Annotated in this window: 17 protein-coding genes and 1 pseudogene; 7 read left to right on the forward strand and 11 right to left on the reverse strand. The window is 72.2% G+C overall.

All coding sequences use genetic code 11. The features are described from left to right. Genes AMK27_RS33500 through AMK27_RS33530 form a run of 7 tightly spaced genes read right to left on the reverse strand, consistent with a single transcriptional unit; the run spans position 1 to position 8,081 of the window. A complete protein-coding gene (locus AMK27_RS33500; RefSeq protein ID WP_073916902.1) occupies positions 1-855 on the reverse strand; it encodes an HpcH/HpaI aldolase/citrate lyase family protein in 855 nt (284 codons plus the stop codon). Further along, positions 852-2,063 carry a CaiB/BaiF CoA transferase family protein gene (locus tag AMK27_RS33505; protein ID WP_073916905.1) on the reverse strand — a complete coding sequence of 404 codons (1,212 nt, stop codon included), beginning with the start codon at positions 2,061-2,063 and terminating at the stop codon, positions 852-854. The genes AMK27_RS33500 and AMK27_RS33505 overlap by 4 nt, the downstream gene beginning before the upstream one ends. Beyond that, positions 2,060-2,998 (reverse strand): ribokinase, encoded by a 939-nt coding sequence (rbsK, locus tag AMK27_RS33510; protein WP_073916908.1) that lies wholly within the window; start codon positions 2,996-2,998, stop codon positions 2,060-2,062. Before rbsK ends, AMK27_RS33505 begins: the two co-directional genes overlap by 4 nt. Further along, positions 2,995-4,443: an ADP-ribosylglycohydrolase family protein gene (locus tag AMK27_RS33515; protein ID WP_073916911.1), complete on the reverse strand. Its 1,449-nt coding sequence runs from the start codon at positions 4,441-4,443 to the stop codon at positions 2,995-2,997. The genes rbsK and AMK27_RS33515 overlap by 4 nt, the downstream gene beginning before the upstream one ends. Further along, positions 4,440-5,618, reverse strand: coding sequence for an ADP-ribosylglycohydrolase family protein (locus AMK27_RS33520; protein WP_073916915.1), 1,179 nt, complete (start codon positions 5,616-5,618; stop codon positions 4,440-4,442). The genes AMK27_RS33515 and AMK27_RS33520 overlap by 4 nt, the downstream gene beginning before the upstream one ends. Further along, complete coding sequence (locus AMK27_RS33525; protein ID WP_241847682.1) at positions 5,575-7,086, reverse strand: ADP-ribosylglycohydrolase family protein; 1,512 nt, start codon at positions 7,084-7,086, stop codon at positions 5,575-5,577. Before AMK27_RS33525 ends, AMK27_RS33520 begins: the two co-directional genes overlap by 44 nt. After that, positions 7,086-8,081 (reverse strand): ADP-ribosylglycohydrolase family protein, encoded by a 996-nt coding sequence (locus AMK27_RS33530; RefSeq protein ID WP_073916918.1) that lies wholly within the window; start codon positions 8,079-8,081, stop codon positions 7,086-7,088. Before AMK27_RS33530 ends, AMK27_RS33525 begins: the two co-directional genes overlap by 1 nt. Positions 8,082-8,335: 254 nt before the next feature. Here AMK27_RS33530 and AMK27_RS33535 point away from each other — a divergent pair, with 254 nt between their 5' ends. The 3 genes from AMK27_RS33535 to AMK27_RS33545 all read left to right on the forward strand — a co-directional run bounded on the left by AMK27_RS33535 (position 8,336) and on the right by AMK27_RS33545 (position 15,647). After that, positions 8,336-9,064 carry a VIT1/CCC1 transporter family protein gene (locus AMK27_RS33535; RefSeq protein ID WP_073916921.1) on the forward strand — a complete coding sequence of 243 codons (729 nt, stop codon included), beginning with the start codon at positions 8,336-8,338 and terminating at the stop codon, positions 9,062-9,064. Between the two features lie 564 nt (positions 9,065-9,628). Next, the gene (gene gltB, locus AMK27_RS33540) at positions 9,629-14,194 is read left to right on the forward strand and encodes a glutamate synthase large subunit (protein ID WP_073916924.1); all 4,566 of its coding nucleotides are present in this window, start codon (positions 9,629-9,631) and stop codon (positions 14,192-14,194) included. Further along, positions 14,187-15,647 carry a glutamate synthase subunit beta gene (locus AMK27_RS33545; RefSeq protein ID WP_073916927.1) on the forward strand — a complete coding sequence of 487 codons (1,461 nt, stop codon included), beginning with the start codon at positions 14,187-14,189 and terminating at the stop codon, positions 15,645-15,647. Before gltB ends, AMK27_RS33545 begins: the two co-directional genes overlap by 8 nt. Before the next feature lie 135 nt (positions 15,648-15,782). On the opposite strand, the gene AMK27_RS33550 is transcribed toward AMK27_RS33545, so the two are convergent. The 3 genes from AMK27_RS33550 to AMK27_RS33560 all read right to left on the reverse strand — a co-directional run bounded on the left by AMK27_RS33550 (position 15,783) and on the right by AMK27_RS33560 (position 23,081). Continuing rightward, complete coding sequence (locus AMK27_RS33550; RefSeq protein WP_241847683.1) at positions 15,783-16,238, reverse strand: hypothetical protein; 456 nt, start codon at positions 16,236-16,238, stop codon at positions 15,783-15,785. A 322-nt stretch (positions 16,239-16,560) separates the two neighbouring features. Beyond that, a complete protein-coding gene (locus AMK27_RS33555; RefSeq protein WP_158076941.1) occupies positions 16,561-21,753 on the reverse strand; it encodes an HD domain-containing protein in 5,193 nt (1,730 codons plus the stop codon). A 200-nt stretch (positions 21,754-21,953) separates the two neighbouring features. After that, positions 21,954-23,081, reverse strand: a complete 1,128-nt coding sequence (locus tag AMK27_RS33560; RefSeq protein WP_073916933.1) for an LLM class flavin-dependent oxidoreductase — start codon at positions 23,079-23,081, stop codon at positions 21,954-21,956. Between the two features lie 96 nt (positions 23,082-23,177). On the opposite strand from AMK27_RS33560, the gene AMK27_RS33565 reads away from it, so the two are divergent. Further along, positions 23,178-23,816: a PadR family transcriptional regulator gene (locus AMK27_RS33565; RefSeq protein WP_073916936.1), complete on the forward strand. Its 639-nt coding sequence runs from the start codon at positions 23,178-23,180 to the stop codon at positions 23,814-23,816. Further along, positions 23,807-24,526, forward strand: coding sequence for a vWA domain-containing protein (locus tag AMK27_RS33570; RefSeq protein ID WP_073916940.1), 720 nt, complete (start codon positions 23,807-23,809; stop codon positions 24,524-24,526). The genes AMK27_RS33565 and AMK27_RS33570 overlap by 10 nt, the downstream gene beginning before the upstream one ends. Here the strand turns inward: AMK27_RS33570 and AMK27_RS33575 are convergent. Next, on the reverse strand, positions 24,521-25,543 hold the full coding sequence (locus AMK27_RS33575) for an aldo/keto reductase (protein WP_079188671.1): 1,023 nt from the start codon (positions 25,541-25,543) through the stop codon (positions 24,521-24,523). The genes AMK27_RS33570 and AMK27_RS33575 overlap by 6 nt on opposite strands. 68 nt (positions 25,544-25,611) lie before the next feature. Here AMK27_RS33575 and AMK27_RS33580 point away from each other — a divergent pair, with 68 nt between their 5' ends. Then, positions 25,612-25,977 carry a MerR family transcriptional regulator gene (locus tag AMK27_RS33580; RefSeq protein WP_073916943.1) on the forward strand — a complete coding sequence of 122 codons (366 nt, stop codon included), beginning with the start codon at positions 25,612-25,614 and terminating at the stop codon, positions 25,975-25,977. A 53-nt stretch (positions 25,978-26,030) separates the two neighbouring features. After that, a pseudogene (locus AMK27_RS42460) lies at positions 26,031-26,402 on the forward strand (VOC family protein); the annotation flags it as partial. Positions 26,403-26,451 lie beyond the last annotated feature (49 nt).

The raw sequence follows: 26,451 nt of genomic DNA on the forward strand, positions 1-26,451 counted from the left end.
TCAGGACGTGCGGGCCGCGAGGGCGAGGGTCCGGTGCGCGCCCGCCACCACCGCGGCGTCCACGAAGCGCCCGTCCGGGAGGGCGAGGGCACCCGGCTCGGGACCGGCGGCCTCGACCACCTCCCGCGCCGCGTCGACCTCCTCGGGGGTGGGGAGGTAGGCGCGCTCGATGACCGGGAGCTGGCGGGGGTGGATGGCCGCCCGGCCGAAGAAGCCCATGGCCCGGCCCCGGGCGCAGCCCGCGGCCAGCGCGTCCAGGTCGCCGATGTCCGGATGGACCGACTGGGCCGGGGGCGGGAGGGCGGCCGCGCGGGCCGCGACCACCACCCGGCCGCGCGACCAGTCCAGGGCGCAGTCCTCCCGTACCCCCAGGTCCGCGCGGAGATCGGCCTCGCCGAGCGCGATGCCGCGGACGGCGGGGTGGGCGGTGGCGATGGCGTACGCGTGCTCCACGGCCAGGGCGTTCTCCAGGAGCGGGTAGAGCGGCAGGCCCGGGGCGAGGTCGACGAGCCGGTGGATGTCAGTGGCGTGTGTCACCTTGGGGACACGGAGACCGTGGAGTCCGGGGAGGAGGGCCAGGGTGGGGATGTCGCGCGGGGTGTGGACGCGGACGTGCACCGGGACGGGGTGCGGGTCCGTGAGCAGATCGGCCGTGGCCTCCAGGGCGTACGCCTTGCGGTGCGGGGCGACCGCGTCCTCCAGGTCGACGATGACGACGTCGGCTCCGGAGGCCAGGGCCTTGCGAACCACCTCGGGGCGGTCGCCCGGGGCGTACAGCCAGGTGAGGGCGGGGGTGGACGACGGGCGGCGGGCCGTTCCGTCGGCGCGGGTCGGGGTCTCGCTCCAGTGGCTCATACCGCTCCCTGTTCGCGGAGGCTGCCGATCTCGGCCGGGGTGAGGCCGAGTTCGGAGAGGACGGCGGTGGTGTCGGCGCCGTGGGGGCGCCCGGCCCAGCGGATGGCGCCGGGCGTCTCGGAGAGGCGGAAGAGGACGTTCTGCATCTTGATCGGGCCGAGTTCGGGGTCCTGCACCTCGGTGACGGTGCCGAGCGCCCGGTACTGGGGGTCGTCGACGACGTCCCGGATGTCGTAGACCGGGGCGATCGCCGCCTCGGCCTTCTCGAACGCGTCCATCGCCTCGTCCCGGGTGCGGCGGGCGATCCACGCGCCGACCGCCTCGTCCAGGACGTCCGCGTGCGCGGCCCGTCCCGTGCCGTCGGCGAACCACGGCTCGTCGATCAGATCGGGGCGGCCGACCAGGACCATGACGCGTTCGGCGATGGACTGGGCGGACGTGGAGACGGCGACCCAGGAGCCGTCGAGGGTGCGGTACGTGTTGCGGGGGGCGTTGTTGCGGGAGCGGTTGCCCGTGCGGGGCTGGACATAGCCGAGCTGGTCGTACCAGAGGGGGTGGGGCCCGATGACCGAGAGCATCGGTTCGATGATCGCCATGTCGACGACCTGGCCGCGCCCGGTCGCGGTCCTCGCGGTGAGCGCGGTCATCACCGCGTACGCCGTGGCCAGGGCGGCGATCGAGTCGGCCAGGCCGAAGGGAGGCAGGGTGGGCGGGCCCTCGGGCTCGCCGGTGAGGGCGGCGAAACCGCTCATGGCCTCGGCGAGGGTGCCGAAGCCGGGGCGGTGGGCGTACGGGCCGAACTGGCCGAAGCCGGTGACCCGGGCGAGGACCAGGCGCGGGTTGGCGGCGGAGAGCTCCTCCCAGCCGAGACCCCAGCGCTCCAGGGTGCCGGGGCGGAAGTTCTCCACGATCACGTCGGCGTCGGCGGCGAGCGCCAGAAGGGTGTCACGGCCGCCGGGGGAGGACAGGTCGAGGGTGATCGCCCGCTTGTTGCGGCCGAGGACCTTCCACCAGAGACCGACGCCGTCCTTGGCGGGGCCGTGACCGCGGGACGGGTCGGGCTTCCGGGGGTGCTCGACCTTGACGACGTCGGCGCCGAAGTCGCCGAGCATCGTCGCGGTGAGCGGGCCGGCGAAGAGGGTCGCCAGGTCCAGGACGCGCAGACCGTGGAGGGGCGCCCGGGGCGTGGGGGCGGGTGTGGGGGTCATGCGGGGTCGGTCTCCTTCTCGCCCTGGTCCTCGGTCGCGCCGAGGGAGTCGTAGGCGGCCTCGATCTCGCTGCGGTAGGGCATCGACGTGGACGCGCCCTCGCGCTGGACGGAGAGCGCGGCGGCGGCTCCCGCCCAGGCGAGTGCCTCGGGCACGGGGCGGCCCTCGCCCAGGGCGACCACCAGCGCGCCGACGAAGGTGTCACCGGCGGCGGTGGTGTCCACGGCCCGGACGCGGGGCGCGGGCACCGTCACCGGATCGGCGCCCCGGGCGGCGTACAGGCAGCCGGCCGCTCCCAGGGTGACGACGACCTCGGGGACGTCCCGGAGCAGGGCGAGGGCGGCCTCGCGGGGGTCCGACAGGCCGGTGAGCGCGGCGGCCTCGTGCTCGTTGGGCACCAGCAGGTCGATGGTGGCGAGCAGTTCGGGAGGGAGCGGCTGGGCGGGGGCGGGGGTGAGAACGGTGCGGACGCCGAGGCGGCGGGCGGTCGCGGCGCCCTCCACGACGACGGAGAGGGGGAGTTCGAGCTGGAGCAGCAGGGCGTCGGCGGTGCCGATGAGCGCCTCGTCGCCGTGGTCGAGGGAGGTGACGGTGCCGTTCGCGCCGGGGACGACGACGATCGCGTTGCCGCCCTCGTCGTCGACGACGATGTGCGCGGTGCCGGAGGCGCCCTCGGCGGTGCGCAGGAGATCGGTGTCCACCGAGCAGTGTTCGAGGGTGGCCCGGAGCCGGGTGCCGAAGTCGTCGGCGCCGACCGCGCCGATCATCGACACCTCGCCGCCGGCGCGCGCGGCGGCGACGGCCTGGTTGGCGCCCTTGCCGCCGGGGATCGTGCGGAACTCGCGGCCGGTGACGGTCTCGCCGAGGGCCGGGGCCCTCGGGACGTAGGCGACGAGGTCCATGTTGGTGCTGCCGAGTACGACGATGCTGGTCATGGGCGTACTGCCTCCAGGTGGGTCAGTTCGGCCAGGGTGTCGAAGCCGATGCCGTCGAAGGACGGGACGGAGGTCGCGAGACGGTTCTTGAGGGGGGAGGTCCAGCGCTCCGGCAGCCGGTCGGGGTGGCCGGCGAGCAGCCCGGCGACCGAACCCGCGGTGGCGCCGTTGGAGTCGGTGTCCCAGCCGCCGGAGACCGCCGCGCAGATGGAGCGGGTGAAGTCGCCGTCGGCGTGGGTGAGGGCGGCGGCGAGCAGGGCGGCGTTGGGGACGGCATGCACCCAGTGGTACCCGCCGAGTTCGGTGTGCAGACGGTCGGCGACGGTGTCGAAGTCGGGGGTGTCGCGGGCGAGTCCGATCCCCCGGCGGACCGCCCGCGCGAGGCGGGAGCGCGGCGGGATGACGGCGAGGCCCGCGGCGAGCGACCGGTGGACGTCGGCGGCGCCGGACGCGGCGGCGGCGAGGGTGGCGGCGACGAACATGGCGCCGTAGACGCCGTTCGCCGTGTGGGTGAGGGCCGCGTCCCGGTACGCCTGCTCGGCGGCGGCGACCGGGTCGCCGGGGTGGGTCCAGCCGTGGACGTCGGCCCGGATCTGGGCGCCGATCCACTCGCGGAACGGGTTGCGGTGGACGGCGGTCAGCGGGGGTTCGATCCCGTCGAGGAGATTGCGGTAGGCCACGCGCTCGGCCGTGAAGGTGCGGCCGGCGGGCAGTTCGTCGAGCCAGAGGCGGGCGACGTCGGCGGTGCTGAAGCCGCGTCCGTGGCGCTGGAGGAGCAGCAGGTTGAGGAGGGGGTAGTTGAGGTCGTCGTCCTCGGGCATCCCGTCGATGTTCTCGGCGAGGGAGGTGGCGGCGGAGCGGCGGTTCCAGGGATGGGCGGCGAGCAGCTCGGGCGGGACGCCGCGGGCGGTGAACCAGGTGGAGAGGGGCCAGTTGCCGGTGGCGCGGGCGAGGGCGCGGATGGCGTGGAGTCCGAGCTTCTCGACGGGCTTGCCGAGGAGGCAGCCGGCGGCTCGGCCGAGCCAGGCGGCGTGCAGACGGTCGCGGAGGGCGTCGTCCACGCCCACCCCTCGCCCCGCGCCGGGCGTCGGACCCCACTGGCCCGGGGCCCTGACGGGTCCGGAGGCTGCGGCGACCGGTGCGTTGCGCGCGTCGCCGGAGCCCGGCCGGGAGGTCGTCGCGGCCTGGATGTCGGCGAGAGTGGTCGGCTCCCGCGCGGACAGGGGGGTGGGGAGGTCCGACAGGGCGTCGAGGAGGGAGTCCGCCAGGGGGCGGAGGTCCGGGCGGGCGGTGGCGGAGGCGCCTGCCGTCTCCGGGGCCGGAGGGCCGCCCGCCGCCGCCCAGCGGGCCGCGAGGGCGCGGGCGTCGCGGCCGTCCTCCAGCGCCTGGCGGATCTCGTGGCCCACCAGGTCCTCGGGCTGGACCCAGGTCAGGCGGAGGTTCACCGGACGGCCGTGCCCGTCAGCGCCGCGAACGCCTGCTCGTGGGCCCGCCGGCGTCTCCTGTCCTGGGCGAAGACCTCGTGGGTCACCTCCGTCAGGGCCCTCGCCGGGGCGTGCAGGTCCAGCCGGCTCGCCTCCGCGACCCGCTTCGCCCACTCGGCCGGCACCGCCTCCTCCCCGTGCAGCGCGCCCACGATCGCGCCCGCCATCGTGGCGATCGAGTCGCAGTCGCGGCCGTAGTTGACGGAGCCCAGCACCGTGCGCCGGTAGTCGCCCTCTCCGACGAGCAGCATGCCGAGGGCGATCGGGAGTTCCTCGATCGCGTGGAGACGGGACGGGCGGCGGGCGCCGAGGGACGGGGAGCGGTAGTCGGGGCCCACCGAGTCGAACGGGGCCACCGCCCCGCGGAGCGGCGTCAGCGCCGACTCGAAGTCCCGGTGCAGGGAGGCCACTTCCGCCACCGCCTCGATCGCCGCCAGCGTCCCGTCCTTCGCGAGCGACAGGGCCGTGTCGACGACGGATGCCGGGGTGGCGCCGGGCACGCACGCCGCCGCCACCGCCGCCGCGAACACCCCCGCCGCCTCGCGGCCGTACGAGGACTGGTGCGCGCCCGCCACGTCGAGGGCCTCGGCGTACGCGGCCTCCGGGTGGCCCGCGTTGACGAGCCCGACCGGCGCCATGTACATCGCGGCGCCGCAGTTGACGATGTTGCCGCCGCCGGCCTCCCGCGGGTCGACATGGCCGTAGTGGAGGCGGGCCACCAGCCACTTCTCCGCCAGGAAGATCCGCTGGAGCGGGAGCGCCTCCGCCTCCAGCTCCGGGATCCAGACGGGGTTGCCCATGAGGTCCGGGACGAGGTGGTCCGCGACCGCGTACGCGTCCAGGTGGCCGCGGACCCTCTCGTACACCCGGATCAGCGCATGGGTCATCAAGGTGTCGTCGGTGACGTGCCCGTCGCCCTTGTGGTACGGGGCGATGGGGCGGGCGGTGCGCCACGCGTCGCCGTTCCAGGGGCCGACGATCCCGGTGACGCGGCCGCCGTGGCGCTCCAGGATCTGCTGGGGGGTGTAGCCCTCGACCGGGCCGCCGAGCGCGTCGCCGACGGCGGCCCCGAGGAGGCTGCCGGTGATCCGGTCATCCAGTGAAGGCGTCACGGCCGGGGGTGTTGTGGGTGTCATGTCGGGATTGTCCACCCGGGGAGGGTGGTTCCGTGGCTGCGAGCAGCCCGGCGAGTTCGACCAGATCCGTTCCCGCGAGGCGGGGCAGCGCGCAGCCCGCCAGGGTCCGGCAGGCCTCGCGCCAGGTCGCCGGCACCGAACGGCCCCCGCCCAGCGCCCCGGTGAGGGCCCCGGCCAGCGCGGGCGCGGAGTCGGCGACCCGGGAGAGGCAGACGGCGGCGGGGACGGCGGCCGCCGTCCCGCCCCGGGCGGCGGTGGCCAGGGCGAGCGCCACCGGGACCGTCTCGGCCGCCGCGATGCCGTAGCTGTAGACGTGGTCGACGATCTGGTGCTCCAGGAGCGGGACCAGTTCGAAGGCCGACGAGGCGGTCTGGGCCAGCTTCACCGCGTACCGGGCGTTGCGGCCGATCTCGGTGACGGGCGGCAGTTCGGCGAGCGCCGCCTCGACGGCCTCGTCGACCGTCGCCCCGCCGAGGGCCGCGGCGACGGCCGCCGCCATCGCGCGGGCGCCGTGAACGCCGTCGCCGTCCTGGGTGTACCGGGCGTCGAACTCGGCGAGTTCGGCCGCGCCGCGGGGGTCGCCGGGGTGGACGACGGCCAGCACGGCGGCGCGGACGCAGGCCGCGTCGTCGAAGAAGTGCGGGTTGTCGTGGCCGGTCGCGGGCGGACGCAGGCCGGTGGCCAGGTTGCCGAGGCCCGCGCGGACGGAGATCCGGGCGCGGAGCGGGAGGACGGCGGACTCGACCTCGGGCGCGCGTTCCGCCGCGGCGGCGACCTGTCCGGCGAGGGCGTTCCAGGCGAGGTCGACGGCGGCGCGGAGCCGGCGCTCCTCGGGGAGCCCGGTGAAGACCGGGCCGGAGGCGGTGAGGATCGCCTCGGCGGTGAAGACCGCCCATTCGGCGTCGTCGGAGGGGCCGAGCCGGAGGGGCTCGGGGGGCTGGTTGAGGGCGATGGGGACGGGGAGGGTGGTCGTGGCGTTCTGCTCGGCGAAGGTGTCGAGCTCGCGGGTGAGGCGGCGGGTCCACTCGGGCATGCGGGCGGCGCGGTGCCGTGCGGCGGGCCATCCCGCGGCGTCGCCCGCGGCGAGGCCGAGGAGGAGGCCTTCCACCGCGTCGCGCGGCGGCCTGCGGGGGGCCTCGGGCCGTCGGGCCTCCTGGGTGCCGCCCCAGGAGCCCGTGCCGTGGGGTGGGGCGAGGGCCGGCGGGTCGGTGCCCGGCAGCGGGGTCACCGTCAGGTCCTGGCGGGCGCCGAGCGGGGGGCCGGTGTCCGGCAGCCGGCGCTGTGCCCACCCTTCCCCCGGCTCCGTCAGGGGCTGCCCCCGCCGCCCCGCGGAACGGTGGCCCACGGCGGTGGCGGCGTCGCCCACGGCGGCGGGCGCGCTGCCCGCCGTCGCTGCCGCTGCCGTTGCCGGCTCCGTGGCCGTGGCCGTGCCCGTGGCTGTGTCCGTCGTCGTCGTGTCGTCGCCCATCAGGACTCCTCCTCCGGGGTCAGGAGGTCCGCCACGTCCAGGACGTGGTAGCCGCGCATCGAGGGGAGGCAGCTGCCCGTGACCGGGGTGATGGCCGAGGCCCACTCCTCGGGGATCGCCCGTACTCCGCCCGCCGCACCCGCCAGCGCGCCCGCCACCGCCGCCGTGGTGTCGGCGTCGCGGCCCATGTTGACGGCCGTCAGGACCGCCGTGCGGAAGTCGCCCCGCGCCGCCGCGAAGGCGCCGAACGCCAGACCCACCGCTTCCGGGGCCAGGTCCGTCCACGGATAGCCGCCGATGACGACCGCCGAGCGGACCTGGCGCTCGCGGGTCAGCGGGTCCGGCTGGACGCGCTGGGCGGCGACCACCGCGCGGCGCAGCGAGCGGGCCGTCCAGGAGTCCATCGGGACGGCCGAGAGGGCCGCCGCGATCACCGAGGTCACCCCCGCTCCCGCCATCGCCGCCGCGACGCCCGCCGCGACCGCCTGGCCGCCGTAGATGCCCTCGCCGTCGTGGCTGACGCTGCCGTCGATCGCGACCAGCCGGGCCGCCTCCGCCGGGCGGCCCGCCGCGAACACCCCGAACGGCGCCGCCCGCATGGCGAGACCGTCGCTCCAGGCATGCCGGTGCTGCGCGGAGATCGGCGCCGCGAGGCCCCGGCGGAGGTTCTCCAGGGTGCCGCGCTCCGAGAACCCCGCCCCGCGGAACGGGCCCTCGTCGAGATCGGCGATCCAGTGGTGCCAGGCCCGTTCCACGTGGTGGACGGTGAGGGCCGAGCCGTGCCGGGCGAGCAGCAGCGCGGAGAAGATGGCGTACTCGGTGTCGTCCGTGCCCGCCGGGCTGTCCGTCACGAAGCCCTCGATCCGGCCCCAGCGGCGGCGGATCTCGGAGGGGCGCATGTTCTCGGCGGGCGCGCCGAGCGCGTCGCCGACGGCGAGGCCGAGGAGCGCCCCTCTCGCCCGTTCGCGCGTATCGCATGCCGTGGTGGTCACCATGTCCGTGGCCCCTTCCTCGGTGGGGGCGCATCGACGGCGCCCCGATGCCTGGATCTGTGCCACGACGGGCCGCGAACGCGACGAAGAAACGTCTCTGTCACCCGCCTGACACCACGCCAGAACCCGGTTCACGCAGCAAGGTACGCCTTAGTAAGTACGGCCTGCCTTGCTGGCGCGCCCCTTACATCGCGCGTATTTTCGAGGGTGTTGGGGGCGGCGGGAGCAACCCGGCCCGCCGGAACGAGGGGAGAGCCATGTCCATCATCGAAGCTCAGGCGCCACTGCACGAGGCCCACCGCGACAACCACACGCACCGCGACGTGAACGGCGGTTGGCTGCGCCCGGCGGTCTTCGGCGCGATGGACGGACTCGTCTCCAACCTCGCCCTGATGACCGGTGTCGCGGGCGGCGCGGTCTCCACCCAGACCGTCGTCATCACCGGTCTCGCCGGACTCGCGGCCGGTGCCTTCTCCATGGCGGCCGGCGAGTACACCTCCGTCGCCTCGCAGCGCGAACTGGTCCAGGCGGAACTGGACGTCGAGCGCCGTCAGTTGCGCAAGCACCCGGTCGACGAGATGGAGGAGCTCGCCGCGCTCTACGTCTCCCGGGGCGTCGAGCCCGCGCTGGCCCGCGAGGTCGCGATGCAGCTGTCGAAGGACCCCGAGCAGGCCCTGGAGATCCACGCCCGCGAGGAGCTCGGCATCGACCCGGACGACCTGCCGTCGCCGATGGTCGCCGCCGTCTCGTCCTTCGGCTCCTTCGCGCTCGGCGCGCTCCTGCCCGTCCTGCCGTTCCTGCTCGGGGCGACCGCGCTCTGGCCGGCCGTGCTGCTCGCGCTCGTCGGGCTCTTCGCCTGCGGCGCGCTGGTGGCCCGGGTGACCGCGCGCGGCTGGCTCTTCAGCGGGATGCGGCAGCTCGTCCTCGGCGGCGCCGCCGCGGCCGTCACGTACGGGCTCGGCATGCTCCTCGGGGCCGCGCTGTAGCCCGCCCCGCGAGCGCGGGGAACCGGGTGCGGATTCCGTACGGGATGCCGTACGGAATCCGTACCCCCACAGAAGACCGAGAGGCTCCCAGAAGGGGCCTCTCGGTCATTTCGGGGCGCCTTTTCGGGGCGAAAGGCCCGTATCGGCTGTGACGTATATCCCTGGCCCGATCCGCCGCAGCGATGAGACACTATGCACGACGCCACATATGTAGCCGGTTACTCGGCGGTTTCGAACCCGTGACCAACGGGAATGAGGCCTGAGCGTCGCTGGGCAACGAAGCCCACACAGTGACGGGTCGCCGACGACCCGGAGATCCTCCGGATCACGTCGATCCGTCCCCGCGAGACAGGCCTCTGACCTCGCAAACCACAGGTGAACCCACACCACCGCTCCGTATCGGTGGTGTCCGCATGTTGGAACACGCTATCCACGTAGCGAGAAACCAGCCATCATGTAACCTGCACGAAATTTCGCGGAGGGCCAACGTCGTCCCTCGGCAGCAGAGCTCCCCCAGACGTGGTCTGGGAGATGCCCCCAGCCACGACGACGACGGGAGAGCCGATGCGTTCCGACGCCTGGTCGCCCATGGACGGTCGCCCTGCTCCGCAGGGGATGTACGACCCCCGTAACGAACACGACGCCTGCGGTGTCGGGTTCGTGGCCACCCTCACCGGTGTAGCCAGCCACGCGCTGGTCGAGCAGGCGCTGACCGTACTGCGCAACCTCGAGCACCGCGGCGCCACCGGCTCCGAGCCCGACTCCGGTGACGGCGCCGGCATCCTGCTCCAGGTCCCGGACGCCTTCCTCCGCGAGGTCGCCGGATTCGAGCTCCCCGAGGCCGGCGCGTACGCCGTCGGCATCGCCTTCCTCCCCGAGGACGGCACCGACGAGACCGCCGCGAAGATCGAGGCGATCGCCGCCGAAGAGGGCCTGAACGTCCTCGGCTGGCGTGACGTCCCCGTCGCCCCCGAACTGCTCGGCGCCTCCGCCCGCGCCACCATGCCGGTCTTCCGCCAGCTCTTCGTCGCCGACTCGGCCGGCGACGCCACCGGCATCGCGCTCGACCGCAAGGCCTTCGTCCTGCGCAAGCGCGCCGAGCGCGAGGCCGCGACGTACTTCCCGTCGCTCTCCGCCCGCACCATCGTCTACAAGGGCATGCTGACCACCGGCCAGCTGGAGCCCTTCTTCCCGGACCTGTCGGACCGCCGCTGCGCCACCGCCGTGGCCCTCGTCCACTCCCGGTTCTCCACCAACACCTTCCCGAGCTGGCCGCTGGCCCACCCGTACCGCTTCGTCGCCCACAACGGTGAGATCAACACCGTCAAGGGCAACCGGAACTGGATGACCGCCCGCGAGGCCCAGCTCGACTCCACCGTCTTCGGCGAGGGCCCGCTCGACCGGATCTTCCCGATCTGCACCCCGGACGCCTCCGACTCGGCCTCCTTCGACGAGGTCCTGGAGCTGCTCCACCTCGGTGGCCGCTCCCTGCCCCACGCGGTCCTGATGATGGTCCCGGAGGCGTGGGAGAACCACGAGACGATGGACCCGGCCCGCCGCGCCTTCTACCAGTACCACTCCACGATGATGGAGCCCTGGGACGGTCCGGCCTGCGTCACCTTCACCGACGGCGTCCAGGTCGGCGCGGTCCTCGACCGCAACGGACTGCGCCCCGGCCGCTACTGGGTCACCGACGAGGGCCTCGTCGTCCTCTCCTCCGAGGTCGGCGTCCTCGACATCGACCCCGCCAAGGTCGTCCGCAAGGGCCGCCTCCAGCCCGGCAAGATGTTCCTTGTCGACACCGCCGAGCACCGCATCGTCGAGGACGACGAGATCAAGGCCGCCCTCGCCGCCGAGCACCCCTACGAGGAGTGGCTGGAGACCGGCGAGATCGAGCTCTCCGACCTCCCCGAGCGCGAGCACATCGTGCACACCCACGCCTCGGTCACCCGCCGCCAGCAGACCTTCGGCTACACCGAGGAAGAGCTCCGCGTCATCCTCGCGCCGATGGCCCGCACCGCCGGCGAGCCCCTCGGCTCCATGGGCACGGACTCGCCGATCGCGGCCCTGTCCGCCCGCCCGCGGCTGCTCTTCGACTACTTCACCCAGCTGTTCGCGCAGGTCACCAACCCGCCGCTGGACGCCATCCGCGAAGAGCTCGTGACCTCGCTGCGCTCCTCGCTCGGCCCCGGCAGCAACCTGCTCGAGCCCACCTCCTCGACGTGTCGCAGCGTCACCCTGCCCTTCCCGGTGATCGACAACGACGAGCTGGCCAAGCTCATCCACATCAACGCCGACGGCGACATGCCCGGCATGAAGGCCGCGACCCTCTCCGGCCTCTACCGGGTCTCCGGCGGCGGCGACGCCCTCGCCGCCCGCCTCGACGCCATCTGCGCCGAGGCCGACACCGCCATCGAGGGCGGCGCCCGCCTCATCGTGCTCTCCGACCGGCACTCCGACGCCGAGCACGCGCCGATCCCCTCGCTGCTGCTCACCGCGGCCGTCCACCACCACCTCATCCGCACCAAGCAGCGCACCAAGGTGGGTCTGCTCGTCGAGGCCGGTGACGTCCGCGAGGTCCACCACGTCGCCCTGCTCATCGGCTACGGCGCCGCGGCGGTCAACCCGTACCTCGCCATGGAGTCCGTCGAGGACCTGGTCCGCGCCGGCACCTTCATCGAGGACCTGGAGGCCGAGCAGGCCATCCGGAACCTGATCTACGCCCTCGGCAAGGGCGTCCTCAAGGTCATGTCCAAGATGGGCATCTCCACCGTCGCCTCCTACCGCGGCGCCCAGGTCTTCGAGGCCGTCGGCCTCGACGAGACCTTCGTCGCCACGTACTTCAACGGCACGGCCACCAAGATCGGCGGCGCCGGCCTCGACGTCGTCGCCAAGGAGGTCGCCGCCCGCCACGCCAAGGCGTACCCCGTCTCCGGCGTCCCCTCGGCGCACCGCCTCCTGGACATCGGCGGCGAGTACCAGTGGCGCCGCGAGGGCGAGCCGCACCTGTTCGACCCGGAGACCGTCTTCCGCCTGCAGCACGCCACGCGCAACAAGCGGTACGACATCTTCAAGCAGTACACGGACCGGGTGAACGAGCAGTCCGAGCGCCTCATGACGCTCCGCGGCCTCTTCGGCCTCAGCTCCGACCGCCCCGCGATCCCGGTCGACGAGGTCGAGCCGGTCGCCGAGATCGTCAAGCGCTTCTCCACCGGCGCCATGTCGTACGGCTCCATCTCCCGCGAGGCGCACGAGACCCTCGCCGTCGCCATGAACCAGCTGGGCGCCAAGTCCAACACCGGTGAGGGCGGCGAGGACCCCGACCGCCTCTACGACCCGGCCCGCCGCTCCGCGATCAAGCAGGTCGCCTCCGGCCGCTTCGGCGTCACCAGCGAGTACCTGGTCAACGCCGACGACATCCAGATCAAGATGGCCCAGGGCGCCAAGCCCGGCGAGGGCGGCCAGCTGCCCGGCCACAAGGTCTACCCGTGGGTCGCCAAGACGCGTCACTCGACGCCCGGCGTCGGCCTCATCTCGCCGCCGCCGCACCACGACATCTACTCCATCGAGGATCTGGCCCAGCTGATCCACGACCTCAAGAACGCCAACCCGGTCGCCCGCATCCACGTGAAGCTGGTCTCCGAGGTCGGCGTCGGCACGGTCGCCGCAGGTGTCTCCAAGGCCCACGCGGACGTCGTCCTCATCTCCGGCCACGACGGCGGTACGGGCGCCTCGCCGCTCACCTCGCTCAAGCACGCGGGCGGCCCCTGGGAGCTCGGCCTCGCCGAGACCCAGCAGACGCTGCTGCTCAACGGCCTGCGCGACCGGATCGTCGTCCAGACCGACGGCCAGCTCAAGACCGGCCGCGACGTCGTCATCGCCGCGCTGCTCGGCGCCGAGGAGTTCGGCTTCGCCACCGCGCCGCTCGTCGTCTCCGGCTGCGTCATGATGCGCGTCTGCCACCTGGACACCTGCCCGGTCGGCATCGCCACCCAGAACCCGGTCCTCCGCGACCGCTTCTCCGGCAAGCCCGAGTTCGTCGTCAACTTCTTCGAGTTCATCGCCGAGGAGGTCCGCGAGCTCCTCGCCGAGCTGGGCTTCCGCAGCATCGAAGAGGCCGTCGGCCACGCCGAGCTGCTCGACACCAGCCGCGCCGTCACCCACTGGAAGGCGCAGGGTCTCGACCTGGAGCCGCTCTTCTACGTGCCGGAGCTGCCCGAGGGCGCGGTCCGCCACGCCCTGATCGAGCAGGACCACGGCCTGGAGAAGGCCCTCGACAACGAGCTGATCCAGCTCGCCGCCGAGGCCCTGAACGCCGCCTCCGCCGAGGAGGCCCAGCCGGTCCGCGCCCAGGTCGCCATCCGCAACATCAACCGCACGGTCGGCACCATGCTCGGCCACCAGGTGACGAAGCGGTTCGGCGGCGCCGGCCTCCCGGCCGACACCATCGACATCACCTTCACCGGCTCCGCGGGCCAGTCGTTCGGCGCCTTCCTGCCGAGCGGTGTCACCCTCCGCCTGGAGGGCGACGCCAACGACTACGTCGGCAAGGGCCTCTCCGGCGGCCGCGTGATCGTCCGCCCCGACCGGGGCGCCGACCACCTCGCCGAGTACTCCACGATCGCGGGCAACACGATCGGGTACGGCGCGACCGGCGGCGAACTGTTCCTCCGCGGCCGCACCGGCGAGCGCTTCTGCGTCCGCAACTCCGGCGCCCTGGTCGTCTCGGAGGGCGTGGGCGACCACGGCTGCGAGTACATGACCGGTGGCACGGCGGTCGTCCTCGGCGAGACCGGACGCAACTTCGCGGCCGGCATGTCGGGCGGTGTCGCCTACGTCGTCGACCTCGACCGGGACAACGTCAACTCCGGCAACCTGGGCGCGATCGAGGCCCTGTCGGACACCGACAAGGCGTGGCTGCACGATGTCGTGCGCCGCCACCACGAGGAGACCGGCTCCACGGTCGCCGAGAAGCTCCTCGCCGACTGGGACGCGCACGCGGACCGGTTCAGCAAGATCATCCCCACCACGTACAAGGCAGTGCTCGCCGCCAAGGACGCCGCTGAGCTCGCCGGTCTCTCCGAGGCCGAGACCACCGAGAAGATGATGGAGGCGGCGACCCATGGCTGACCCCAAGGGCTTCCTGACCACCGGTCGCGAGGTCGCGCAGACCCGCCCCGTGGGCGAGCGCGTCAGGGACTGGAACGAGGTCTACGTCCCCGGCTCCCTGCTGCCGATCATCAGCAAGCAGGCCGGCCGCTGCATGGACTGCGGCATCCCGTTCTGCCACAACGGCTGCCCGCTCGGGAACCTGATCCCCGAGTGGAACGACTACGCCTACCGCGAGGACTGGGCGGCGGCGTCGGAGCGGCTGCACGCCACCAACAACTTCCCGGAGTTCACCGGCCGCCTGTGCCCGGCTCCGTGCGAGTCCGCGTGCGTGCTCGGCATCAACCAGCCGGCCGTCACCATCAAGAACGTCGAAGTCTCCATCATCGACAAGGCCTGGGACGCGAACGACGTCAAGCCGCAGGTGCCCGAGCGCCTCTCCGGCAAGACCGCCGCCGTCATCGGCTCGGGCCCGGCGGGCCTCGCCGCCGCCCAGCAGCTCACCCGGGCCGGCCACACCGTGGTCGTGTACGAGCGCGCCGACCGCATCGGCGGCCTGCTGCGCTACGGCATCCCCGAGTTCAAGATGGAGAAGCGGCACATCAACCGCCGCATCGAGCAGATGCGCGCGGAGGGCACCAAGTTCCGCACGGGCATCGAGGTCGGCCGCGACCTGACGTCGACGGACCTGCGCAAGCGGTTCGACGCGGTGGTCATCGCCGCCGGCGCCACCACCGCCCGCGACCTGCCCGTCCCCGGCCGCGAGCTGAACGGCATCCACCAGGCGATGGAGTACCTGCCGCTGGCGAACAAGGTCGTCGAGGGTGACTTCGTCGCCCCGCCGATCACCGCCGAGGGCAAGCACGTCGTCGTCATCGGCGGCGGCGACACCGGCGCCGACTGCGTCGGCACCGCCCACCGCCAGGGCGCGGCCTCGGTCACGCAGCTGGAGATCATGCCCCGGCCGGGCGAGGAGCGGAACCCGGGCCAGCCCTGGCCGACCTTCCCCATGCTGTACAAGGTCACCTCCGCGCACGAGGAGGGCGGCGAGCGGGTCTACTCCGTCTCCACCACCCACTTCGAGGGCGACGAGGACGGCAACGTCCAGTCCCTCCACCTCATCGAGGTCGAGTTCGTCGACGGCAAGCTGACCCAGAAGCCGGGCACGGAGCGCAGCATCCCCGCCCAGCTGGTCACGCTCGCGATGGGCTTCACCGGCACCGACGTGGAGAACGGCCTGGTCGCCCAGTTTGGTCTGGACCTCGACGAGCGGGGTAACATCGCCCGAGACGCGGACTTCGCCACCAACGTCGATGGCGTGTACGTCGCCGGCGACGCCGGCCGCGGTCAGTCGCTCATCGTCTGGGCCATCGCCGAGGGCCGCTCGGCCGCCCGAGGCGTGGACCGCTACCTGACCGGCGCCAGCTCCCTGCCGGCCCCGATCCGCCCGACGGACCGTTCGCTGATGGTCTGATCCGACCGGATCACCCCGAGAACGTCCCGTACAACGAGGTACGGAACTGAGCGCGGCGCCCCCCGAATGTCCCCGACCGGACGACTGGGTGGGCGCTGTTGCGCGTCCGAAGGCGGGGAGACGGGACCGGCCGGGTCAGCTCACCGGACCGGGGAAGATCCAGGTGATCAGGGAGGCTGCCGACACGGCGAGGACGCCTACGAGGCCCATCCAGCGGGCCCAGGCGGTGGTGCGCCGGACGGTGGCAGCCCGCTCCTTCTCGTAGTTCAGCAGGTACTCCGCGTCGGTGAGCACTTCCTCGTCCGGCCGTTCGTGAACGGCTGAGACCATCATCCAGGAGGCCACAAGGAGGAGCAGGAAAGCCCCGGCGAGCAGCCCGATCACCCACCACCTCGGGCCTGTGGTCATCCTGCTCAGGTTCTCCTGCCCCTTGAGCACGAAGATCACGGTGAGCAATCCTGTGAGCGTGGTGAGGAAGTTCCGGTATCCCTCAGCCTGCTGGAGCGCGGCCCGCAGCCGCTCGGGCGGGCTCGCCATCGCCCGCCCCCGCAGGGAGGCGTTCCACAGCTCGTCGTCGGTGAAGTCACTCACAAGGAGATTCCCCCCGGCGGAAGCGCGATCCAGAACGAGGCTCCACAGCCGTCCGGGACCCCGTCCGGCCGATTCACATGCCAGGTCGTGCACTCGCATCTGGCATGCCTGGGCGAGCCTGTGGCCAGAAGATCCCGCAGGGGCTTCGAGGGGCCCTTGGTGACGTACTGGACCCCCGCGATGACGTTCTTGGTGACGCACCGGCACTGGGGACATTCGCCGGCGGCCTCCACGCCGTCGCCCTCGCTCCGCACGTGCCAGAGGAAGGCGGTCAGGGGCTGGGTGGGAGGGAAGGGCTTGCGCTGCCAGGGAATGGGGGAACTCATGCTTGCGGTCCTCTGTGCGTGGGAACGACGAGTGAGAACAACCGGGCGTAGCGGTGGAGGATCTCACGGACATCGTTCTCGGACTGCTCGGTCTCCTCGGCACAGAGGACGACGTGCTCGTCGGTGACGGTTCCCGCGATTGCGGGAGCTCGACCGGTCAACCGTTCGGTGAGGACGAGGACATCACGCCAGCCGGGGATGATGCCGCCTTCCTCGCCCTCCGGTTCGAGCGTGGTGACCTGGAGCCCGAGGGCCCGGAAGGGCGCGTACCGCTCGTAGGTCCTCGCGAGCGTCCAGCCGAACCGGCCGGCGACGAGGACGAGTTCGAGCGGACCGAGGCGCCCGGGGCCCAGCAGCCCCGGGTCGAAGGCGGCCAGGTCGAACTCGTCGGTGAGAAAGCCCTCCAGAGTCTCGGAGTCGGGTCCGGTGAAGGGGCCGGGGAGAGTGGGGCCACCGACGGCCTGGAAGGCGAGAGCGGTTCGGAAGGCGTCACCAAGGCTTTGACGGGAGCGCTTGGCCAGGTACAAGAGCTGTTGACAGGTCAGCACGGTGCGGAAGAGCATCCGTCCCTCCCGCATCCCCTCCTCGAACAATGTCGAGATCGACAGATGGGGGGCAAGGCTACGAAAGGGCTCGGAGAGTTCGACGATCTTCAAGGGAAAGGGCAGGGCGAGTGCCTCCACCTGGTCGATCTGAGCACCGAGAGTGCCTTTCTCCCGGGCGGCGAGCAGGGTCAACGGCTCGACACACAGGCCTCGCGCGTCGATGTCCCAGCGCCCACCGCGATAGGCCGAGAACGGATGAACCATGTCGAGGAGGCGGTCCAGAAAGGGGTCCATCGAGCTGATCTTTTCGAGGTTCGCCTCGACGAGGGCAAGGCACCCGGGAGTAAGCAAGCCGCACACATCCAGATGCCGCAGGTCCTGCCTCAGTGAGGCGAAGCCGTTGCTGATGTCGGCATTGCGCACGGCGGCGGCGATGCGCCATGGGCCGAAGGAGGGAGTGCCGGTCTCCGACTCGAAGGGAAAGAGCCCCCCGACCCAACGGGGCACGGTCCAATCGGCGACGGCGTCGGGGATTGCAGGTGCCGCGAGGCTTGTGGCAGCGGTGAGGTGGTTGATCTGTTCCACCACTCGGCCAACCGGAACTCGCATGCTCTGGGACCGCTTGAAGACGTCGAGGAGGCTGAAGTCACGCCTGACCCAGGGGGGCTCACCGTCCACGTCGTACGAGAGCAGGCGCCGCTCGTCACCGGTGAGCGGTCGATGGCCGAGAGTGGCATCGGACACCTCCGGCGCAAGGCGGAACCCCAGAGGTGCCAGCTCCCGGATTCGTTCGGCTAGCTGTTCACGCTGCTTGACGGAGGAGGCGCGCACGAGCAGGTCCACGGGGTGGACCGAGCCCCCGTGCCAGAGTTGGCTACTTCGCTCTGTGACCAGACTGATGTCGGAGGCGAGCAAGCTCGCCTCCGTCTCGAGGACAACGCCCTCTGCGAACGGGGGAACGTCGTCCCAGCCGGGAACGGGTACCCAGCGGGTCAGTTCTCGGGCGCCCGCGAGCGCCTCGGTCAGCAGAATGCCGTGGGCTGCGGCTACGGGAAGGAGCGGCGCGAAGGCTGCCGGCATCGGATGCCCCTCGACCGACTCGCGCCGCCGCGCCTCCCTCTCGGCGAAGTACAGGTCGGCCATGAGTACGGTCGGTGTCACAGCGTCCAGAGCGCGGATGTCGGTGGTTTCGGGCACCGGCACACCGGCGATGGCGTAGCGCCGTTGCGCGCGCACGGCCGTCGAGAGGGGTTGACCGGTGAGTGCTGCCGCCCACAGGGCAGCGGCCCAAGATCCATCGGGCACGACCCTGTCGAAGAGGAGCGCATCAATGCCTTGGGGCCGAGGGTACCCACTGGGCGTGAAGGGTCTGCGTACCTCGCTGAACACGTCCAGCACGGAGTTCCGCCATTGGACGAACAGGTCACCTTCGTACAGGCGCTCCGCACGGAACGCCTGCTCGTAGTGCCGCAGCCGGATGGATCGTCCGTCGAAGGGCAGGCACCCCACCTCACGCAGCCGGAACGCGGAGTTGGCCAGGCTTCGTTCGTCCTGTGTCGCGTGCAGGACTCCCAAGGCGTCTTCGTCGAGCGAGTCGAAGACCTTCACGGCCAGGGCCGGTTCGGTGAGGGCGAGTTCCCACAGCCACCGCAACCGCACCTCCGCGAAGCTTGCGACTGCCTCGGTCACGCCGTCGAGCAGCCGCTCCTCCACTCCTTCCTGATCCCAGTCGACCAGCCCGTTTCGGTCCACCGTCGGGACCGGCTGGTCGCGTTCGCGCAGGTTGAAGACATAGCCGTCGACCTCCGGCGCGTTCTTGATCACCACGCCGTCGAGGAGGAGCTGGCCCTGGCCCTGGACGAGCCATGCGTCGGTCCCCGCCCGCGCCGGGTCCTCCGGCCAGTCCTCCGCCGCCTTGAGCTCGCCCGGTGACCACTCCTCAGAGCGGATCTTGTTGCCCTCGCGGTCCAGTTCGAGCGCCGTCACCCGGTGGTCGCTCACCCACAGCAGTTTCCGCAGCGTCTCCACCAGTGACGGCGGTGTCTCGCCGTCCGCGCTCAGGTAGAGGCGGACCACCGTCCCACCGCGTTCCGGAGCGTCGGTGGTCTCCACGATCTCCAGGAGGCCCGAGCCGGACTGGATGGTGGCCTGGAGCGGGGCCTCCGTACGGGACGGGTTGCCGTGGAGGTCGATGGTGGCGGTGGTGACCACGACCTCTTCGGCAAGCATGAAGTAGCTGAACACTCCGATGCCGAAACGGCTGTTGAAGGGGATCGGCTCGATGCCGGCGCGCCGCCAGTTCCTGCGCTCCTGGACGAAGTCCGGATCCTGCTCGTATCGCTTGCCGGCCCGCGCGAACATCGAAGTGAGCTTCCGGCGGCTCATGCCGGTCCCCGTGTCGCGGCACTCGATGTACGGGCGATCCTCCTCGTCGTACGCCTGGACGAAGGAGATCTCGGGCTCATGCCCTCTCGCCCGGCACGTGTTCAGCCGCTCTCCATACGCGGCACGCAGCTGCCGGTAGCGGCAGGCGTCCAGGGCGTTCTGGTAGAGCTCCCTGACGGCGAGCATCTTGTCGCCGTACAGCTGGGTGCCCATGAGCAGCGGGCGGATCTCGTCCTCGGCGAGCCGGAAGCGCTCCAGCGGCTTGGTGTACTGCTGTTCCAGCGGCTCCAGGAAGTCCGTGGTCACCTTGCGTGGGATGCCGCGCAGCAGGTCCGGCGCGGTGGTGCGTGCATCCTTCCAGCCCCGGTGGAGTGCGCGGACCGAGGCGTCGGCGGTGGCTGCCAGCTCCTCCACGGCCGCGTGCAGCGCGGGGTGCGGGCAGAGGAAGTTGACCGCGAGGTCGTACCCGTCCCCACCGTCCGTCGGCATGTGCTCGTCGGCGGACTCGAGGCGGTACTCGGAGAGTGCCGCAGTGACGTCCGAGGGCACGAGGCGGCGATGCGCACCCAGGTGGTCGACCAGCACGCTGGACATGCGCCGGGGGTCGGCGGACAAGAGGGACGCCAGCCAGACGAGGTACGCGAGGTCGCGGGCGCGCCACGTGTTTCCGGGAACGGCGGGATGCTCGTTCCAGCGGAGTTCGCCGCTGTCGTTGATCCGAGGGCTGCTGCCTGGTGCGACCGTGACGTGAGCCAGTACCTGGCGGAGTTGGCGCTCGATCAGTGTGCGTTTCTGAGGTGAAGGTTCGCTGGGGGAACCGGCAGTTACCGCCGCTGTCACCATGTCCAGCAGGTGGTCGACCGCCGGGTAGTCGCCTGTACGGTCCCACAGTCGGTCCCAGTCGGCGATGAACCGGTGTCGCAGCCAGTGGTCGGCCGCCGCGGCCGGCTCGTGGAGATGACGCTGACGCAGAGTCTCGGCAGCCAGGCTCACCTGCGAGTGGGCGCGGGACACATCCCGAGCCGCGTCGCACACCAGGCGGTCGTGCGGGGTGAGGGCTTCGCGCCCCCGTCCGCCCTCGCGCCGGTCGATCCTGTCCGGCCGCAATGCCGCCAGCTCGCTCAGAGCGATGGCCACGACGCCTTCGTGAAGCAGGGGAGCAGCGAGTAGCGCCGCGGTCTCGGCGGGGGAGAGCCGCTCGCCGCCGGTGAGGCGGGCGGCCTCGACGAGCCGGCCGAGGCGCTCCACCACCCGGAGGGGGTAGTCGGGGTCGCTCCACGGGGTGACGAGCGCCGAGTCCGTGACAAGGCGACTCTTCGCGACCTCGCGCGCGAGGTCGGACAACCTTTCCTTGACCCGGTCGTGTGTGGCCGCGTCGTGCGAGGTGTGCTGCCAGAGTGTGGAAGCACTGATCGCATCGGCCCAGCGCTGGGTCACCCGCGAGCCCCGGCAGAGAACCAGCCGGTCCGCGAGGCCCTCCACGCACTGGAATTCGACCGTCGGCGGGGGCTCTACGAGCCGTGAAGCGAGCCGCTCGACCCGATTTCGGACGAAGTCGTGAACGTCCTTGAAGGTCTTCGGGGGACTGTTCCGCGACAGGGCCTCGGAGAGAGCGATACCGAAGTAGCTGCCCTTCTCGGGGTCGGCGTAGGCCGGCTGGCCGCGGCCGCTCGCGCGAAGCCAGGCCACATCGCGGTATGCGGAGTTCACGAGTGGAGTCTCGTGCGGGTCCGTGGGCGAGGATGGATCCTCGACGCGGCAGGTATCGAGGCAGACCACGACCGTGACGCCCGCGGGGAGGCCGCCGAGGAGGACCTCTGGGCTGACCTCGAGCATCGCCCGACCGAACAGCGACCCGTCGGCGCGAGGCCTGGCGTCGGCGGTGAGCAGGTACTCGCGCTCGCCGACGGTTACACCGTGGCAGGAGAAGTAGAGGAACGCGGTGTCCCCTGCCCGGCACGAGAGCATGAAGTCCTCGAGGGCGGTCTCGATCGAGCCGCACGTCGTGTCCCGTCGCTCCATGTCGGTGTGGCCCGGGTGCAGGGTGTCGATGTCGTAGCCGGACTCGGCGAGGGCGGATCCCACCATCTCTATGTCGCGGTCGACGAAGTCGAGCGGGGGGTAGCGCATGGAGAGTGCCTTGTCCCGTTTCAGGAACGGGGTCTTCCCCACGCCGATGAGCAGTGCCCGCCGCCTCCCGGTCACATCCGGCTCCCCGGCTGCGTCCGTCGACGCGTACGTCGTCGAGTTCACCTTCACCCCCAACTCCCCTGCGTGGCACCCTGGGCGCCCATGATTCCAGAACGCCACAGCGCGCGGAGGGCTCTCGAAGGGAGACGTGGACGTTCGCCAACATGCCGATTTCCAGGTGGACTTCTGCCCGGAAGCCGCCGGCGCCGAGGTGACAGACGTGGTACCCCGGGGGGCCGTCACGGTCGTGAGCTCGCCGCCCGGGGCGTTCACGCGGTCGTGTCCAGGGCCCGGAAGTGGGGGATGACCTTCGTGCCCCACTGGCGGACGGTCTCCAGGCAGGCTTCCTGCGGGACGGTGCCCATCTGGATCAGGCACATCACCTCGTCGACGCCGATCTCCCGGAGCCGTTCGACGTACGCGATCGCCGTGGCCGCGTCGCCGTACGCGTGCTCGGTGTTGTAGGTGCCGGTGTCGACCGGGCGGGCCGGGACGTTCGCCTCGTGCAGCCGGGCGATCAGCTCGTCCCGTTCGCGGGCCAGCGCGCCGGCGTGGTCCTCGTCCTCCGCGTATCCGGTGGGGGCGGGCGCGCCGCCGTACCAGTGGGCGATCGACTCGGCGAAGAAGCGCTGGCCCCGGGTGCCGAGCCGGAGCGCGCGGTCGGCGTCGTCCAGGACGACGGTCGGGCAGAGGGCGGAGAAGTGGTCGTTGACCTCGGTGGAGACGAACCGCGACCCGTCCCGGTCGGCGAGCGCCTCGTCGTACACCGCGCGCATCGCGCGGACGTCCTCGGCGCCCGCGAAGCCCATCACCAGGGCCCCGATGCCGAGTTCGGCCGCCTGCCGGAGGGACGCGTGCTGCGAGCAGGCCATGAAGAGCGGCGGGTGCGGCCGCTGGACCGGGCGGGGCAGGATCGCGCCGGGGCCGATGTCCAGCGAGCCGTGCCATTCGAACTCCGGCGCGCGCCACGCGGCGGCGAGGATCCGCAGGGCCTCCTCCGTCTGCGGCGCGGTGTCCTCGGGGCGCACCCCGAACATCCGCATCTCCTGGCGGGTCGCGCCCCGTCCGGCGCCGATGTCGACCCGGCCGCCGGAGAGCACGTCGAGCATGGCGGTGCGTTCGGCGACCCGGACGGGGTGCTGGTAGCCGAAGGGCATGGTGACCACGCCGTGGCCGACGCGGATGGTGCGGGTGCGGGCGGCGACCCAGGTCAGGAAGACCTCGGACGCGCTCATGTGGGCGTACTGGGTGAGGGAGTGGTGCTCGACCGCCCAGATCCGGTCGAAGCCCATCTCCTCGGCGAGGACGGCCTGTTCGACGCAGTCGTGGATGACGCGGTGTTCGCGGGCGGGGGTCGGGTCGACGAGCTGTGCTTCGAAGATCATGGAGAACTTCACGGGGCGCTCCTCCCGGAGGAGATACGGCGAATATGCCTAATCGAAATACTTCTAGCAGGCATAGGGGGAGGAGGGAAGGGCCGTAGACTGCCGCCCGTGGCGGACGAAGAGACCGTGCCGGCGCTACCGGCGACCAGCTGGGCCGTGCTCGGACTGCTCTCCTTCGGGCGGGAGTTGTCCGGCTACGACCTCAAGAAGTGGTCGGACCGGTCACTGGGGCTCTTCTACTGGAGCCCCTCCTTCAGCCAGATCTACAGCGAGCTCAAGCGCCTGGAGAAGGCCGGATACGCCGGCTCGCGCCTGGTCGCCCCGGAGGCGGGCCCGCGCGACAAGCGCGTCTACCGGATCACCGACGAAGGACTCTCCGCCGTCAAGGCCTGGGCCCGCACCGCGCCGCTCGACCCGCCCGTCCTCAAGCACGGGCCGATGCTCCGGCTCTGGCTCGGCCACCTCCTCGAACCCGAGCGGATGCGGGAGGTCCTCGCCGCCCACCGGGACCACGCCGAAACCATGCGGCTGCGCGCCGAGGCCGACGCGGCGGACGCGTCGGCGGACGAGGCCTGGGCGTACCCCCGGCTCACCCTCACCTGGGCCGAGCGGTACTACGCCGCCGAACGAGACCTCGCCGACGCCATGCTCGCGGACATCGAGCGGATGGGGCGGGAAGCGGCGGGCGGGGACGCCACGGGCAGGGACGCGACGGACGAGTCGGGAGGAGAGAACCCATGGCGATGAGTCTGCGGAAGGTCGAGGAGACCGCGCCCGCGCTGGTGAGCCTCTACAAGCAGGCGGGCGAGTCGCTGCGGCGGCACGGGATCGACGGCCAGCCCGTCGCCGTCCACCTCGTCGTCGACTACTCGGGGTCGATGAAGCCGTACTACGCCAGTGGCGCCGTCCAGGCCCTCGCCGACCGGGTGCTGGGACTCTCCGCCCAGCTCGACGACGACGGGCGGGTCCCCGTCGTCTTCTTCTCCACCGACATCGACGCCGAGACCGAGATCCGGCTCGACGACCACGCCGGCCGGATCGACCGCATCGTCGCCGGGCTCGGGCACATGGGGAAGACCAGCTACCACCTGGCCATGGACGCCGTCATCGACCACTACCTGGACAGCGGCTCCACCGCCCCCGCGCTCGTCGTCTTCCAGACCGACGGCGGGCCGATCAACCGGCTCGCGGCCGAGCGGTACGTCTGCAAGGCGGCCCGGCTGCCGATCTTCTGGCAGTTCGTCGGCTTCGGCGACCCCGGCAGCCGGCAGTTCGAGTTCCTGCGCCGGCTCGACGAACTGGACGTGCCGGCGAAGCGGCCCGTCGACAACTGCGGCTTCTTCCACGCGGGCCGGGACCCGGGCAGGGTCCCGGACGCGGAGCTGTACGACAGGCTCGTCTCCGAGTTCCCGGCCTGGCTCGCGGCGGCGCGACGCCAGGGCATCGTCCGGTCATGACGCGGCGTCCCCCACCTCCTCGCCGAGCCGCGCGAACTGCTCCTCGGTGAGGCTGACGTCGAGCGCGCCCAGGTTCTCCACGAGATGCGCGGCCGAGGTCGTGCCCGGGATCGGAAGGATGTGCGGGGCCCGGTGCAGCAGCCAGGCCAGGGCCGTCTGCGAAGGGCTGGCGCCGATCTCCCGGGCGACCCGGGCGACCGGTCCCTCCGGACCCGCGTGCCCGCCCATGGCGACCGGGAAGAAGGGCACGAACGCGATCCCGCGTCCGGCGGTGTGCTCGACGACGTCCTCGTGGTCGCGGTTCGCCAGGTTGTAGAGGTTCTGCACGGCCGCGATCGGCGCGACCGCCTCGGCCTCCGTCAACTGGGCGACCGTCACCTCCGAGAGGCCGATGTGCCGCACCTTGCCCTCGTCCTGGAGCTGCCGCAGGGCGCCGATCTGCTCGGCGACCGGGAAGGCCTCGTCGAGACGGTGCAGATGGAGCAGGTCGATCCGCTCGGTGCGCAGCCGGCGCAGGCTCAGCTCGGCCTGCTGGCGCAGATAGGCCGGGTGCCCGAGCGCCACCCATTCGGTGGGCGAGGGCCGCACCACGCCGACCTTGGTGGCGACCGCGACCCCCTCGCCGTACGGCCGCAGCGCCTCGGCGAGCAGCTCCTCCCCGGCCCCGAGGGCGTACGCGTCGGCCGTGTCGAAGAGGGTGACGCCCGCCTCGGCTGCCGTCCGCAGCAGCGCGATCGCCGCCGCCCGGTCGGCGGGGGCCGTCCAGACGCGGGCCTCCGGTCCCGTCGGGTCACCGGGGCCGTCGGCGAGTCGCATCGTGCCGTATCCGATCCGCCTGACCGGGAGGTCGCCGCCGAGCTGGAATATCGTCGGGTGCGAGGAGTCCGTGCCGGGCGTGCGGGCCGTGCCGTTCGCGGCGGTGGCGCTGGCCGCGCTGGCCGCGCCGGCCCTGTCGGTCGTGCTGGTCGCGCCGGCCGTGTCGGTCACGCTGGTCGTGTCGGTCGTGTTGTTCGTCATGCTCGGACCGTAGGAGCTCACACGGATGTGAGGTTCAAGCGCGCACGGGCGGATGTGAGGGGGGTCACATGAAGATCGGTGAGCTGTCGCGTGAGACCGGGGTGAGCGTCCGGCTGCTCCGCTACTACGAGGAGCAGGGCCTCCTCGCCTCGGAGCGCACCCCCGGCGGGCAGCGGACGTACGGCTCCGACGCGCCCTCCGTCGTGCGCCGGATCCGGGCCCTGCTCGGAGCCGGACTGCCGACCCGGGTGATCGCCGAGGTCCTCGACTGCGTCTGCGGCAGCGAAGGGGAGATCGAGCCCTGCCTCAGCCCGCTGCTGGTCGCCCGACTCGACGCCATCGACGAGCAGCTCCACGACCTCCAGGGCACCCGCTCCTCGCTCGCCGCGCTCGTGGCCGCGACCGAGGGGCGGAAACTCGCCACCGCCGACTGAGCGCGGGGGAATCCGGTGGCCCGCGGTCGGGGCCGTGGGCGATCATGACGGCCATGACTTCCCTGGTACGACACGTGACCATCGACTGCGCCGACGCCTACGCGCTCGCCACCTTCTGGGCGAAGGTCCTGGACTCCAAGGTCTCCGACGAGGACAAGCCGGGCGACGAGGAAGCACTCGTCGAGACGCCCGGGGCCGGCCTCCTCTTCATCCAGGTCCCCGAGCCGAAGACGGGCAAGAACCGCATCCACCTCGACCTCCAGCCGCAGGACCGCACCCGCGACGAGGAGGTCGAGCGGCTGCTCGGCCTCGGCGCGACCCTCCTCGACGACCGCCGCAACCCGGACGGCACCGGCTGGGCGACCCTGGGCGACCCGGAGGGCAACGAGTTCTGCGTCGAGCGCAGCACCGCCGAGCGCTCCGCCACGGCCTGACCCGGGACGTTCGGAGTAATACCGGACCGTAGGTGTCGGG

Origin of the sequence: Streptomyces sp. CB02009 (genome assembly GCF_001905825.1) — a bacterium.
GTDB lineage: Bacteria > Actinomycetota > Actinomycetes > Streptomycetales > Streptomycetaceae > Streptomyces.

Coding starts and splice junctions, on each gene's coding strand:
- AMK27_RS33520 (WP_073916915.1), bottom strand. CDS start 5,618: ATGACACCCACAACACCCCCGGCCGTGACGCCTTCACTGGATGACCGG.
- rbsK (WP_073916908.1), bottom strand. CDS start 2,998: ATGACCAGCATCGTCGTACTCGGCAGCACCAACATGGACCTCGTCGCC.
- AMK27_RS33535 (WP_073916921.1), top strand. CDS start 8,336: ATGTCCATCATCGAAGCTCAGGCGCCACTGCACGAGGCCCACCGCGAC.
- AMK27_RS33525 (WP_241847682.1), bottom strand. CDS start 7,086: ATGGGCGACGACACGACGACGACGGACACAGCCACGGGCACGGCCACG.
- AMK27_RS33505 (WP_073916905.1), bottom strand. CDS start 2,063: ATGACCCCCACACCCGCCCCCACGCCCCGGGCGCCCCTCCACGGTCTG.
- AMK27_RS33500 (WP_073916902.1), bottom strand. CDS start 855: ATGAGCCACTGGAGCGAGACCCCGACCCGCGCCGACGGAACGGCCCGC.
- AMK27_RS33530 (WP_073916918.1), bottom strand. CDS start 8,081: ATGGTGACCACCACGGCATGCGATACGCGCGAACGGGCGAGAGGGGCG.
- AMK27_RS33545 (WP_073916927.1), top strand. CDS start 14,187: ATGGCTGACCCCAAGGGCTTCCTGACCACCGGTCGCGAGGTCGCGCAG.
- AMK27_RS33570 (WP_073916940.1), top strand. CDS start 23,807: ATGGCGATGAGTCTGCGGAAGGTCGAGGAGACCGCGCCCGCGCTGGTG.
- gltB (WP_073916924.1), top strand. CDS start 9,629: ATGCGTTCCGACGCCTGGTCGCCCATGGACGGTCGCCCTGCTCCGCAG.
- AMK27_RS33580 (WP_073916943.1), top strand. CDS start 25,612: ATGAAGATCGGTGAGCTGTCGCGTGAGACCGGGGTGAGCGTCCGGCTG.
- AMK27_RS33575 (WP_079188671.1), bottom strand. CDS start 25,543: ATGACGAACAACACGACCGACACGACCAGCGTGACCGACACGGCCGGC.